The organism is Actinospica durhamensis (genome assembly GCF_018139695.1).
GTDB classification, from domain to species: Bacteria; Actinomycetota; Actinomycetes; order Streptomycetales; family Catenulisporaceae; genus Actinospica; species Actinospica durhamensis.
In genome coordinates this window covers 1-13363 of the sequence record NZ_JAGSOG010000245.1, presented here as the reverse complement: position 1 = coordinate 13363, position 13363 = coordinate 1, and the positions used below count along the sequence as shown (strand labels likewise).

Annotated in this window: 9 protein-coding genes; 5 read left to right on the top strand and 4 right to left on the bottom strand. The window is 69.6% G+C overall.

Annotated features, from left to right (window positions below):
- Positions 1–69 precede the first annotated feature (69 nt).
- Positions 70–825 carry a hypothetical protein gene (locus KDL01_RS32135; RefSeq protein WP_212532432.1) on the bottom strand — a complete coding sequence of 252 codons (756 nt, stop codon included), beginning with the start codon at positions 823–825 and terminating at the stop codon, positions 70–72.
- Between the two features lie 207 nt (positions 826–1032).
- On the opposite strand from KDL01_RS32135, the gene KDL01_RS32130 reads away from it, so the two are divergent.
- The 3 genes from KDL01_RS32130 (at position 1033) to KDL01_RS32120 (ending at position 8095) form a co-directional block, all read left to right on the top strand.
- On the top strand, positions 1033–4353 hold the full coding sequence (locus tag KDL01_RS32130) for a discoidin domain-containing protein (protein ID WP_212532431.1): 3321 nt from the start codon (positions 1033–1035) through the stop codon (positions 4351–4353).
- An 80-nt stretch (positions 4354–4433) separates the two neighbouring features.
- A complete protein-coding gene (locus KDL01_RS32125; RefSeq protein ID WP_212532430.1) occupies positions 4434–6836 on the top strand; it encodes a discoidin domain-containing protein in 2403 nt (800 codons plus the stop codon).
- A gap of 113 nt (positions 6837–6949) precedes the next feature.
- Positions 6950–8095: a threonine aldolase family protein gene (locus tag KDL01_RS32120; protein ID WP_212532429.1), complete on the top strand. Its 1146-nt coding sequence runs from the start codon at positions 6950–6952 to the stop codon at positions 8093–8095.
- 59 nt (positions 8096–8154) lie between these two features.
- Here the strand turns inward: KDL01_RS32120 and KDL01_RS32115 are convergent, their stop codons facing one another.
- Positions 8155–9537, bottom strand: coding sequence for an extracellular catalytic domain type 1 short-chain-length polyhydroxyalkanoate depolymerase (locus KDL01_RS32115; RefSeq protein ID WP_212532428.1), 1383 nt, complete (start codon positions 9535–9537; stop codon positions 8155–8157).
- A 191-nt stretch (positions 9538–9728) separates the two neighbouring features.
- Here KDL01_RS32115 and KDL01_RS32110 point away from each other — a divergent pair, with 191 nt between their 5' ends.
- Both KDL01_RS32110 and KDL01_RS32105 read left to right on the top strand, forming a co-directional pair.
- Positions 9729–10775, top strand: coding sequence for a LacI family DNA-binding transcriptional regulator (locus KDL01_RS32110; RefSeq protein ID WP_212532427.1), 1047 nt, complete (start codon positions 9729–9731; stop codon positions 10773–10775).
- A gap of 62 nt (positions 10776–10837) precedes the next feature.
- Positions 10838–11752 (top strand): aminoglycoside phosphotransferase family protein, encoded by a 915-nt coding sequence (locus KDL01_RS32105; protein ID WP_212532426.1) that lies wholly within the window; start codon positions 10838–10840, stop codon positions 11750–11752.
- Between the two features lie 275 nt (positions 11753–12027).
- Here the strand turns inward: KDL01_RS32105 and KDL01_RS32100 are convergent, their stop codons facing one another.
- The gene (locus KDL01_RS32100) at positions 12028–12210 is read right to left on the bottom strand and encodes a hypothetical protein (RefSeq protein ID WP_212532425.1); all 183 of its coding nucleotides are present in this window, start codon (positions 12208–12210) and stop codon (positions 12028–12030) included.
- Positions 12211–12417: 207 nt separating this feature from the next.
- Complete coding sequence (locus KDL01_RS32095; RefSeq protein WP_212532424.1) at positions 12418–13044, bottom strand: NADPH-dependent F420 reductase; 627 nt, start codon at positions 13042–13044, stop codon at positions 12418–12420.
- Positions 13045–13363: the final 319 nt, after the last annotated feature.

The window sequence follows — 13363 nt, the reverse complement described above, 5'->3', positions numbered from 1 at the left end:
CCTGGTTGTACCCGCGCTCCTCCAGCAGGCGGATCAGGGTACGGAACTGGTCCACGCCGCGCAGGTCGATCACGAACGGCAGCGTGTCGGCACGCCCTGCTGCGGGCTGGTGGCCACCGGCTGGGTGTCGTCGATCATGACGAGCGCGTGCCAGCCGGTGATCGTGGCGGTGTAGAGCGTGCAGTTGTCGATCACCTGGGTGTGCTCGCGGATCGTCGCGATGGCCCGGCTCTGCACCCAGGTGGAGGAGTAGCTCGGGTCCGCCTCCAGCAGGAAGACGTTGTCCGCCGCCGTCGGCGTCGAGGCCCAGAACGACTCGCCCGCGGTGAGGTAGATGTCGGAGATCGACACCACGTTGTTGCTGTCGAGGATCATGTACGAGATGTCGGGGTCGGAGAAGCCGGTGGTGCCCTGGTGCGTCGGCGTGGGGATCGAGACCTCGGAGTCGCCGTACTGCGACTGGATCCAGTACCGGCCGGCCGAGTTCAGCGTGACCTCGGGGTCGTAGGTCTGCGGCAGGCTGCGCGTACCCGTGTTCGAATCCACGGCCATGAAGTCGGTCAATCCCGCGCCGTAGGTGCTCGCGCCCAGATACGACCCGCCCGGACCGAAGAGGTAGAGCTCGTAGTTCGAGGTCGAAGTCGGCACGACCGCGGTCACCGACCAGTAGTCCCAGGTCGCGGTGTACTGGAAGTTCTGCGCGGTGGTGTTGGCGACCACCGCCCCGCTGGCCAGCCCGGTGTTCGCGCTGGCCCCCGGCGCGGTGCCGAGCACGAGCGCGAGCACCGCCGGAGCCACGTATCTCAGACGTCGAACGTTCTTCATGACAACCCCCTGGCAGACGACCCCGGTCACCCTGTGTGCCGGGCAGCGGGCGGAGCGTACCACCGGGATCTCATGAACGGCGGCGCAATTTCTTGCCATATTTCTTGCAGATTTTTCGAAAGTCGCTTGCGATTATTGCTGTCATGTATCCACAGTTCTACGCTGCGCGGCAGCACCCTTACCATCCCGACGAAAGGCGTACCCACCGTGTCCCTACGCCCCAGGTCACAGCAGCAGCTGCCGCGCCGTCGCGGCATCCGCCTGTCCACCGTGCTGGCCACCGTCGTGGCCACCGCCGTCGCCGCGCTGCCCGGCGTCTTCGCGGCGTCACCGGCGTTCGCCGCCTCGGCGACTCCGCCCTACTGGGCGCAGTCCCCGTTCAACGTGCCCAGCGGGGTCGGCGCCAGCCTGCCCTTCACCGAGATCGAGGCCGAGGCCGCCGGCTACACCGGCACTCTGATCGGGCCCGACTACACCCAGGGCGACCTCGCCACCGAGGCCTCCGGCCGCGAAGCGGTGCAGCTCACCGCGCAGGGCCAGTACGTGCAGTTCACCGTGGCCGCCACCACCGACGCGATCGACCTGCACTACGCGCTGCCGCAGGGTTCCAGCGGCACGCTGTCGGTCTACGTCAACGGCACCAAGCTGAGCCAGAAGCTCTCGCTCACCTCGGCCTACAGCTACATCACCACCAGCGGGATCACCGGCAGCACCACGCACAAGTTCTACGACGACGCGCGGATGCTGCTCGGCCAGACGGTCAATGCGGGCAGCACGATCAAGTTCGAGGTCGACTCGGGCGACACGGCCACGCCGTACACGCTGGACGTCGCCGACTTCTACAACGTCCCGGCCGCGATCAGCCAGCCCTCGGGCACGGTCTCGGTGGCCGGCTACGGCGCGGACGCGACCGGTGTGAACGACTCCACCAGCGCGTTCAACAACGCCATCACCGCGGCCAACGCGGCCGGCGAGCCGGTCTGGATCCCCTCCGGCACCTATCTGGTGGGCAGTCACCTCAACATCAGCTCGGGCACCCTGGAGGGCGCCGGCGACTGGTACACCCAGATCAAGTCGAACGAGCTGATCGACAACACCAGCGCGATCTCCGGCGCGGTGAACCTGAGCAACTTCGCCATCCTCGGCTCCACCGTCGGGCGGCACGACGACTCCACCGCCAACGCCGTCGACGGCTCCCTCGGCAACGGCTGGACCGTCAACGGCCTGTGGATCCAGGACACGAACGTCGGGTTCTGGCTTCAGTACGGCAACAGCAACTGCACCGTGGAGAACACCGTCATCGAGTCCACCGACGCGGACGGGATCAACTTCAACGGCAACGCCTCCAACTGCACGGTGAAGAACAACTTCCTGCGCAACACCGGTGACGACAGCCTGGCGATCTGGTCCTACCCGACCGCGGACTCCAACATCACCTTCAGCAACAACACGATCGTGAGCCCGACGCTGGCCAACGGCATCGCCGACTACGGCGGCTCGAACAACACGATCTCGAACAACGTCGTGGCCGACAGCCAGCCGCTCGGCAGCGGCATCGACATCTCCAACGAGGCGTTCCTCACCCCGTTCGCCCCGCTCTCGGGCACGATCACGGTCTCGGGCAACTACGTGATCCGCTCCGGTGAGATGAACCCGAACTGGAGCCACCCGATGGGCGCGGTCCAGTTCGACGCCTACAACTCCGATTTCAGCGGTGTGACGGTCAACTACAGCGGCGGCGCGATCCTCGACAGCCCCTACGAGGCCTTCGAGATCGTCGGCGGCGACGGAACCGGCCACCTGGTCAGCGGCCTGAACATCAGCAATGTGCAGGTGTCCAACGTGGGAACCACCGTCTTCCAGGCGGAGACCGGCGGATCGGCCAGTATCAGCGGTGTGACCGCGAGCGGCGTCGGCGTCGCGGGAGCGTACAACTACAGCTACCCGGGCCTGGTGGCCGGTGCGTTCACCTTCAACCTGGGCAGCGGCAACTCCGGCTGGAGTACCACGCCGGTGCTCACCGCCTACCCGAACCCGGCCCAGCCGGGCGCGCTCGCCGCGTCCTCGACCAGCCTGTCCTTCGGTGACGTGGCGTCAGGTGCCAAGAGCTCCGCCCAGAGCGTGACCATCACCAACCCGGGCAGTACGGCCGTGTCGGTCAGCTCGGTCAGCGTGACCGGGGCCTTCACCCAGACCAACACCTGCGGCGGCTCCATCGCCGCGAACGGGTCCTGCACGGTCTCGGTGACCTTCGCCCCGACCAGCGGCGGCCCGCTGACCGGCACCCTCTCGGTGGCCACCAGCGCGCCCGGCAGCCCGCTGACGATCGCGCTCGCCGGCACCGGCGTCACCTCCACGACCGACCTCGCACTGAACCAGCCGATCACCGCGAGCAGCTCCTACGAGACCTACACCGCCAACCAGGCGAACGACGGCAACACCAGCACCTACTGGGAGAGCTCGGACGGCGCCGGGTACCCGCAGACGCTGACCGTGGACCTCGGCTCGGCCCAGTCCATCGGGTCGATCACCCTCGACCTGCCGCCGTCCTCCGCGTGGAGCACCCGCACCGAGACGCTCTCGGTGCTCGGCAGCACCGACGACTCGACGTTCAACCAGATCGCCGGCTCGGCGAACTACACCTTCAACCCGTCCACCGGGAACACCGCGACGATCAGCCTGCCGTCCGGGACCAGCGCCCGGTACGTCCGGCTGAGCTTCACCGCCAACACCGGCTGGAGCGCGGCGCAGCTCTCCGAGTTCCAGGTCTTCCCCGGCGGATCCTCGAGCACCGGTTCCAGTGCCCTGACGGCCTCGCCCTCGAGCCTGTCCTTCGGCAGCGTGAACGTCGGCTCGACCAGCTCCGCCCAGACGGTCACCGTGACCAACCCGGGCAGCAGCGCGGCGACGGTCAACTCGGTCACGGTCAGCGGCGCGTTCAGCCAGACCAACACCTGCGGCTCCTCGCTGGCCGCGGGCGCGACCTGCACCGTGAGCGTCAAGTTCGCCCCGACCGCCGCGGGCGCGGCCTCCGGCAGTCTGTCGGTGGCAAGCAGCGCGCCGAACAGCCCGCTGACCGTGGCGCTGTCCGGCACCGGGGTGTCCACGAACACGGACCTGGCCCTGAACCAGCCGACCTCCGCGAGCGGCTACACCCAGACGTACGTCCCGGCCAACGCGGTGGACGGGAACACGAGCTCGTACTGGGAGTCCACTGACAACGCGTTCCCGCAGTGGTTCCAGGTGGACCTGGGCTCGAGCGTGAGCGTCGGCCGGATCGTGCTGGACCTGCCGCCCTCGACCAGCTGGGGCACCCGTACCCAGACGATCCTGATCCAGGGCAGCACGGACGGGACGAACTACTCCACCGTGGCCGCCACGGCGAACTACACGTTCAACCCCTCCACCGGCAACACCGTGACCGTCACCTTCTCCAGCACCTCCGTGCGCTACCTGAAGCTGACCTTCACGGCGAACACCGGGTGGCCGGCCGGACAGCTCTCCGAGCTGCAGGTCTTCACCAGCTAGCCCGATCCCTCGGTCCCGCCGGGCCGGGCCGCTGCGCCCGGCCCGGCGGGACCACCCCCACCCACCGACAGGGACCCGCCATGCCCATCACCCGTAGAAAGCTGATCCTCTCCGCCGCCGCTCTGCCCGTGGTGCAGGGCGCGGCCTCCCTGTTCGCCGCCTCTCCCGCCGCCGCGGCCAGCGCCGTCGGCGACGTCGTCGGCAAGATCACCGTCGGCTATCAGGGCTGGTTCGCCTGTATCGGCGACGGCGCGCCGATCGACGCCTGGTGGCACTGGAGTAACAACGAGGCACAGGCCCCGTCCCCGAGCAACAACAACATCAAGGCCTGGCCGGATATGAGTGCTTATACGCACGGCTATCAGACCGGATACGCCGCGCTCGGCAACGGCTCGCCCGCGACGCTCTTCTCCTCGGTCGACCAACAGGTCATCGACACCCACTGCCTCTGGATGCAGCAGAACTCGATCGACACCATCGCGTTGCAGCGCTTCGACCCGAACGGCTCCGAGGGCCCGTCGCGCAACGAGGTGACCTCGATGCTCAACACCGGCGCGCAGGCCTATGGCCGGAAGTTCTACATCATGTACGACGCCACCGGCTGGACCAACATGTCCACCGAGATGCCGGCGGACTGGACCGCGAACATGGCGCAGTACACCTCGTCCTCGGCGTACGCGCACCAGAACGGCAAGCCGGTCGTCGGGATCTGGGGCTTCGGGTTCAACGACACCAACCACCCCTGGTCCGCCTCCGCGTGCCTTTCGGTGATCCAGTGGTTCCAGAGCCAGGGCTGCTACGTCATGGGCGGGGTGCCGACCTACTGGCGCACCGGCGTGAGCGACTCGCGGGCGGGGTACCTCAGCACCTACTCGGCCTTCAACATGATCTCGCCCTGGATGGTCGGGCGCATCGGCAGCGCCGCCGACTCGGACAGCTTCTACACCAACGTCAACGTCGGCGACCAGGCCTACTGCAACTCCAACGGCATCGACTACCAGCCCTGCGTCCTGCCCGGCGACCTCTCCGCGAACCAGCGCGCCCACGGCGACTTCATGTGGGAGCAGTTCTACAACATGGTGCGGGTCGGCGCGCAGGGGATCTACATCTCCATGTTCGACGAGTTCGGCGAGGGCAACCAGATCGTCAACACCGCGCCCGACCAGTCGACCGTGCCCACGAACTCGGGCCTGTACGCGCTGAACGAGGACGGCACGGCCTGCTCCGCCGACTACTACCTGCGCCTGACCGGGGACGGCGGACGCATGCTCAAGGGCCAGATCGCGCTGACGAACGTGCGCCCGACCCAGCCCGTGGTCTCCTCCAGCCCGCCGTCGGCGAACACGAACATCGCGCTGAGCATGCCCACCAGCTCGAGCGGCTACGTCCAGACCTACATCCCGGCGAACGCGGTGGACGGGAATTCGAGCACGTACTGGGAGTCCACCAACAGCGCGTTCCCACAGTGGCTCCAGGTCGACCTCGGCGCGGCGACGGCCATCGGCAGTATCACGCTGCTGCTTCCGCCCTCCTCGTCCTGGTCCACCCGCACCCAGACGATCCAGATCCTCGGCAGCACGGACAACTCCACCTTCACCCAGATCGTGGCCGCGACCGGCTACACCTTCAATCCCTCCACCGGGAACTCGGTGAGCATCACGCTGCCCTCGACCACGACCCGGTACGTGCGGCTGTCCTTCACCGCCAACACCGGGTGGCCGGCCGGGCAGATCTCCGAGTTCCAGATCTACGCGGCCTCCGGCGGCACCACCACGCCGACGCCGCCCACCGCGCCGTCGAACCTCGCGGCCGGCTCGGTCACCTACAACAGCATCACCCTCAGCTGGACGGCCTCCACCAGCAGCGTCGGGCTCGGCGGATACACCGTGGAGCAGATCAGCGGCTCGACCACGACCAAGCTCGGCACCACGAGCCAGACCTCGTACACCGTCACCGGGCTCTCCGCCTCGACCTCGTACAGCTTCGCCGTCACCGCGTACGACACCGCCGGCAACGTCTCGGCGGCCTCGAACACGGTCACCGTCACCACCTCCGCCGTGCCGAACACGAACCTCGCGTTGAACAAGGCGACCAGTGCGAGCGGCTACACGCAGAGCTACGTCCCGGCGAACGCGGTGGACGGGAATTCGAGCACGTACTGGGAGTCCACCGACAGCGCGTTCCCGCAGTGGCTCCAGGTCGACCTCGGCTCGGCGGTCTCGATCGGCAGTGTCACGCTGCTGCTTCCGCCCTCGAGCTCCTGGGCGACGAGGACGCAGACGATCCAGATCCTGGGGAGCACGGACAACTCCACCTTCACCCAGATCGTGGCCGCGACCGGCTACACGTTCAATCCGTCCACCGGAAACTCGGTGAGTATCACGCTGCCTTCCACCACGACCCGGTACGTGCGGCTGTACTTCACCGCGAACACCGGGTGGCCGGCCGGGCAGATCTCCGAGTTCCAGGTCTACGCGGGCTGAGCCCGTCGGGTAGGGGATGGCGGCGTCGGTGTCGCCGTCCCCGTGCCCGTCCCCGGCCGGGTGTCGCAGCGGCCGGTGTCGTCGCGTCCGGCCCGCCGTGGCACACTGGCCGGGTGGAAGATCAGCTTGCCGAAAACGACCTCGTCACCGACCTGCGCACGGCCATGCGCGGAGCCACCCGGCGCCTGTCCGGCGCGCCCGTCACGCCCCTGCGCGAGCAGCTGGCCGACCTCGTCGCCCAGTCCGAGCCGTGGCTCGACGGGTACCCCGACTTCTACGGGGACGGCCTCGTCGCCACGCTCGAGCGCCGGGTCGCCGAGCTGCTCGGCAAGCCGGACGCCGCCTACTTCCCGACCGGCACCATGGCGCAGCAGGTCGCGCTGCGCTGCTGGGCGGCAGAGACCGGCAACGACGTGGTCGCCACGCACCCGCTCTCCCACCTCGAGTTGCACGAGCGGCACGCCTACCGGGACCTGACTGGCCTGCGCGGCCGCTGGCCCACCCTGGAGCCGCGCCTGCCCACCGCCGCCGACCTGCGCACCGTCGCCGAGCCCTTCGGCACCCTCAGCCTCGAACTCCCGCTGCGCGACGCCGGATTCGTGCTGCCGGACTGGGACACGCTGGCGGAGGTGACTGCGGCGGCCCGCGAGCGCGGCGCCCGGATCCACTTCGACGGCGCCCGGCTGTGGGAGTCCGCCGCGCACTTCGACCGCACGCTGCCGCAGCTGGCCGGGCTGGCCGACTCCGTGTACGTGTCCTTCTACAAGTCGCTCGGCGGGGTGAGCGGCGCGGCCGTGGCCGGTCCCGAGTCCTTCGTCGCGCAGCTCAAGGAGTGGCGCCACCGCTACGGCGGCCAGATCTACCAGCAGTGGCCGGCCGTGCTGACCGCGCTCGTCGGCCTCGACCGAGAGCTGCCGCGCCTGCCCGAATACGTCGCGCAGGCCAAGACGGTCGCCGCCGCCTTCGCCGAGGCAGCCGCCGACTTCCCGGGCGTGCACGTCTACCCCGAGCTGCCGCACACCCACCAGTTCCGGCTGTGGGTGCCGTTCAGTGCGCGCACCATGCGCGCCGCGGTGATCGGCCAGATCGAGGACACCGGCCTCGGCCTGCTCGACCGCTGGGCCCCCGGCCAGGCCCCCGACAGCGCGTTCAGCGAGGTCACCGCGGGCGCGGCGGCACTGGAGTGGGAGCCGGCCGAGATCACCGCGGCCCTGCGCGACCTGCTCACGCGCGCGCGGTCCGGCGGGTCGAAGGACTGAGTCGACCGAGTCCTGACCCACCGGACCGCGCGTCCGGTCCGCCCTAGCTCACCGGACGGCTATCCGACCGAGCAGGCCACGCCGTTGAGCGTGAACGCCGTCGGCGCCGCGGAGTTGCCGGTCTGGTTGGCGTTGAAGCCCAGGGTGGCCGTGCCGCCCGTGGGGATCGAGCCGTTGTAGCTCAGGTTGGTCGCCGTCACCTGTCCGGAGCTGGGACTGAACGTGGCGTTCCAGCCCTGGGTGATCACCTGCCCGGAGGCGAGGGTGAACACCAGCGACCAGTTGCTGACGGCGGCGCCGTTGTTGGTGACGGTGAGGTTCTCGGTCTCGCCGGTGTTCCAGGCGCTGACCGAGTCGGTCACCTTGCAGCCGCCCGAACCGCCGGACCCGCCCGTGCTGCTCGCGCTGGCGCTCGGGCTCGCGCTGGGCGAGGCCGAGGTGGCCGACGGCGAGGGGCTCGCCTTGGTCGGCGACGCGCTCGGGCTGCTCCCGGTGGTGGAGGTGCCGTCGAGGCCGAAGAAGTGGATGGCGGCCTGCTCCATCCCCTCACCCTCGATCGGCAGCACGTGTCCGGCCCCGGCGATGCTGTACGCCTCGACCTCGACCGTGCCGGCGCTGTTGTCGTACCGGGTGCGGGTCCAGTTCGCGGCCGGACTGTCCGTGGTGGTCGGCGTCGAGCTGACCCCAAGGACCGTGGTCCACTGCAGGATCTCCTGGCCGAAGTTGTTGTAGTTCAGCGTGGTGTCGGCGGTGCCGTGCCACAGCTGCATCCGCGGCCGCGCCCCGGAGTAGCCGGGATCGGCGTTGTAGACCTGCTGGGCCCACTGCGCCCCGGTCTCGGTGACCTGGCCGTCGGCGCAGGCGGAGTTCCAGCCGTCGACGGTGCCGGTGTAGAAGCAGCCGAACGGCACGCCCATGAACGCCGCGCCCGCCTGGAAGACGTTCGGGTAGTCGCCGAGCATGACGTTGGTCATCATCGCGCCCGAGGACGCGCCGGTGACGAACACCCGGCTGGCGTCGCCGTTGTTGTGCTGCTCCACGTACGTGATCATCGACATCAGGCCGGCCGGGTCGCTGTTGCCGTTGGTCTCCAGCGCGCCGGAGGAGGACACGTCCCAGCAGTTGCCGCTGCGGTTGGCGGTCGGGTAGATGACGATGAACCCGTACTCGTCGGCCAGCGAGGCGAAGGCGGTGCTGGAGTAGAAGCCCGGCCCGGTCCCGGTGCACTGGTGCAGCGCCAGCAGGATGGCCGGATGGGACGAGACGTTGTTGGGTACGTACTCGTACATCAGGAGGTTGGTCGGGTTGTTGCCGAAGCCGGTGACCTGCACCAGCGACGCGGCGGCGGCGGTGGGCGCGGCGGCCACGACGGCGGTCAGGCCCGCGGCGGCGGTGACCGCCGCGGTGAGCGCTGCTCCGAGCGCTCGCAGACTGCGTTTCATCGAAGGGGCTCCTCGGTCGTCCGAAAAGTTTCGAACAGAATGCTGATTCGTCAGCCTTCGAGACGCTAGAACTCCGCCGAAAGCGCGTCAAACACACAGCTCACGAACTTGAAAGCTTCCAAGGTGAGCGATGAAATTTTCAATACAGCACCCTGCTTCGAGGCCCCACCGCATGCCTATACTGAGCAACGATGACTGATATGCCTGGCCCCAAGCCCGGCCGCGCGCGCGGCGACGCCGGGGTGACCACGGCCGCCGCGATCGCCCGGCTGGCCGGAGTCTCCGTGCCCACGGTCTCGCGCGTGCTCAACGGCAAGGCGGGCGTCGCGCTGGCCACCCGGGAGCGGGTCGAGGCGGTGATCCGCGAGCACGGCTACCGCAGGCCGGAGACCGAGGCCCCGGCCGCGATCGTGGAGCTCGTCTTCCACGCGCTCGAGAGCCTGTGGGCGCTGGAGATCATCCGCGGCGTGGAACGGGTGGCCCGGGTCAACGAGCTCGCGGTCGTGCTCACCGAGATGGAGGGCCGGCTCACCCCGGGCCGCGCCTGGACCGAGCAGGTCCTGGCCCGTCGCCCGGCCGGGGTCATCGCGGTCTTCTCCGAGCTGACCGTGGCCCAGCAGTCGAAACTGGCCTCGCGCGGCATCCCGCTGGTGGTGCTCGACCCCACCGGCGAGCCGATGCACGAGACCCCGTCGGTGGGCGCGGCCAACTGGAGCGGCGGCCTCAGCGCCACCCGACACCTGATCGAGCTCGGCCACCGCCGCATCGCCATGATCAACGGCCCGGTGGTCTGGCCCTGCTGCCGGGCCAGGCTGGGCGGCTACCGCGCGGCCCTGGAGATGGCCGGGATCCCGGTGGACCCGGCACTCGTGCGCGACTCCACCCTCTACGTCGAGGGCGGCCTCAAGGACGCCGCCGCGCTGCTCGCCCTACCCGAACCCCCGACCGCCGTGTTCACCGCGAACGACCTGCAGGCCCACGGCGTCTACGAGGCAGCCCGCAGGGCCGGGGTGCGCATCCCCCAGGACCTGAGCGTGGTCGGGTTCGACGACCTGCCCTTCTCCCAGTGGGCCGGCCCGCCGATGACGACCGTGCGCCAACCGCTCGAGGAGATGGGCGCCGCGGCGGCCGAGCTGATGCTCGCCCTAGGCCGCGGCGAGCAGCCCCGCTTCACCCGACTCGAACTGGCCACCGAACTGATCGTGCGCCAGAGCACCGCGCCGCCGCGTACCGCCTAGGCAGGCCCACAGGCCCAAAACCGGTGGAACCGGCAGCGCCGATCATGGCAGGATGCTGCCCCATGTCCGAAGACAGACTTCCCCGCCTGCACGAGGACGAGGCCGACATCCACGCCGGCCTGGTGGCCAAGCTGCTGGCGGCACAGTTCCCGCAGTGGGCCGACCGGCATCCGCGCGTGCTGCGGGCCTCAGGGACCGACCACGTCACGTTCCGACTCGGCGAAGACCTGGTGGCGCGGATGCCGCGCAACGCGTACAACGCCGGTCAGTCGGAGGCAGACGTGCAGTGGATGCCGAGGCTCGCCCCGCACCTGCCACTCACGGTCCCCGAACCGCTCGCCATCGGAGCCCCGGACCACGGCTACCCGTTCACCTGGGGCGTCTACCGCTGGCTGGAGGGCGAACCGGTCCCAGCCGAACTGAACACCGACCCACACGCCGCCGCCGAGATGGCCCGCTTCATCCGGGCCTTGCGATCCATCGACCCGTCCGGCGCAGCGCGCCCGACCGAAGCGGAGTTCAGCCGCGGCGGCCCGCTCGCCAAGCGCGACACAATCGTCCGCGAGGCGATCGACCTGCTGCGCAGCGACATCGACGCAGCCCGCGCCACCGAAGTCTGGGAAGCCTGCCTGGCCGCCCCGGACTGGGACGGCCCGCCCACGCTGATCCACTCCGACCTGATGCGCGGCAACGTCCTGGCACACAAGGGCCACCTGTCCGCCGTGATCGACTGGGGCGGCCTGCGCGCCGGAGACCCCGCCGGCGACCTGCTCCCCGCCTGGCACCTGTTCGACGCCAAAGCCCGCCAAGTCTTCCGCGCCGAAGCGGACCTGGACGCCGCCGCCTGGGCCCGCGGCCTAGGCTGGGCCCTGTCGATCGAACTGGTAGCGATCCCCTACTACCGCGACAGCGCCCCCGACCGCACCCGCCGCTCGTTCGGTCTGGTCGAGACAATGCTCGCCGACTGGCAACGCTAACCGACGCCATCCGAACCGCGGCAAAAATCGCAGGCGATTCACCGACCGATGGCCAGCTGCCCGGTCTTGCTGATACGCCAGATCGCGGCCGCCATCGCCAGGATGCGCTGATCTGCTGTGAGCCCAGTACCCTGACGCTCTGCGCTCTGCGCTCTGCGCTCTGCGCTCTGCGCTCTGCGCTCTGCGCTCTGCGCTCTGCGCTCTGCGCTCTGCGCTCTGCGCTCTGCGCACCAGTGCCGTATCAGGCTACGTTCGCCCGATCCGGCGGGCGGAGGTCATGAGCCCTCTTCGTGCTCGTCGATGTCGATGTCGATGACGGCACCGGTGGCCTCGAGAGAGCCGGGTACATCGCGTCCGAGGTGCCAGCCCGGCGGGCGCGTGGGCTCATCATCCTTCAGGGCTTCCTGGTTCCCGGGGTATTGCCCGGCTTCGTTGACGTAGCGCACGACCTCGAGCACCGGCGCTTGGACCGGCTTCCGGCTCGGCGTCGCGTCGGCGGGCGGGGGGCTGTGATGGCATCGGCGTGCGGCGCCGGCCGCTCGAAGACGCGCGCGATCTGCTTGTCCACGGAGAGTCCCGGTTCTCGGCGTTCCGTGGAACGCCGAGAACCGCGGACTTCGCCGCATCATCGACCGGGTGAACTCGGCACGCGGCCCGGTTTCCGGTCAGCCCTGCTCGGTGAGCATCAGGCGCTCCTCCGCGGCGGTGTGCAGTGAGTTGTGGCCGAGCGGGCCGAACTTTCGCCGGCCGTTCCCGGTGGTCAGGGCGCCGAGGTCCACCGGGGTGAAGCCCAGTTCCTCGATCAGGTCGGCGACCACGGATCTGGCCTCCGGGTCGTCCCCGGTCAGGGGCAGGCCGAGCCGGTCGGCGGCCTCGGCGGCGGGGCGCCCGGCCTCGGCCAGGATCTGGTACTGCAGCGTGTTGAAGGCCTTGACCAGTCGTGCGCCGGGCAGGTGGTCGGCGACGAGCTCGCTGGAGCCGCGCCCGGCGAGGTCGAGGTCCCGGTCTCGTCGCGGGTCGTGGTTCATCGCGTCGATCACGATCCGACCGCTCAGCGCCTCGGCCGGCAGGCTCCGGTATTCGCTCAGCGGGATGGCGAGCAGCACCACCTCACCGCAGGCCGCGGCCTGCGCCACGCTCGCCGCGCGTACCCCGTGCCCGATCCGGGCAACCGCGTCGGCCAGGGACTCGGGCCCACGGGAGTTGCTGATCGTGACCTGATGTCCGGCCCGGGCGAACAATCCAGCCGCGGTGGTTCCGATCAGTCCTGCTCCGATGATGCCGATGCGCATGGCAGTCTCCTCAGACTCGGTCGGTGACGGGCCCCACCCGTCGCCCCCGTTCCCGTCCGCGGTACCGCGGACGAGATCACTCACAAACAAGACGTCTTGGGAGCGGGCGAGGTCGCACGCGCCGGGAAGAAATTTCCGGGCGGTGCCGTCAGACAGTGGTCTGCGTCGCACCAGCCTCGCCGCGCGGACTCCATGCGGTGTGCTCGCCTGCGCCGTCCAGCAGCCGGGGTAGGAATCGGGAGCGTCGGCGCGGCGGCGATCGCGGCCGGACCGGGACCGACCGGGGCGTGGTCGGCTTCCCTCTGCGACGTGAAAGCCC

Coding starts and splice junctions, on each gene's coding strand:
- KDL01_RS32105 (WP_212532426.1), top strand. CDS start 10,838: ATGTCCGAAGACAGACTTCCCCGCCTGCACGAGGACGAGGCCGACATC.
- KDL01_RS32115 (WP_212532428.1), bottom strand. CDS start 9,537: ATGAAACGCAGTCTGCGAGCGCTCGGAGCAGCGCTCACCGCGGCGGTC.
- KDL01_RS32095 (WP_212532424.1), bottom strand. CDS start 13,044: ATGCGCATCGGCATCATCGGAGCAGGACTGATCGGAACCACCGCGGCT.
- KDL01_RS32125 (WP_212532430.1), top strand. CDS start 4,434: ATGCCCATCACCCGTAGAAAGCTGATCCTCTCCGCCGCCGCTCTGCCC.
- KDL01_RS32135 (WP_212532432.1), bottom strand. CDS start 825: ATGAAGAACGTTCGACGTCTGAGATACGTGGCTCCGGCGGTGCTCGCG.
- KDL01_RS32110 (WP_212532427.1), top strand. CDS start 9,729: ATGACTGATATGCCTGGCCCCAAGCCCGGCCGCGCGCGCGGCGACGCC.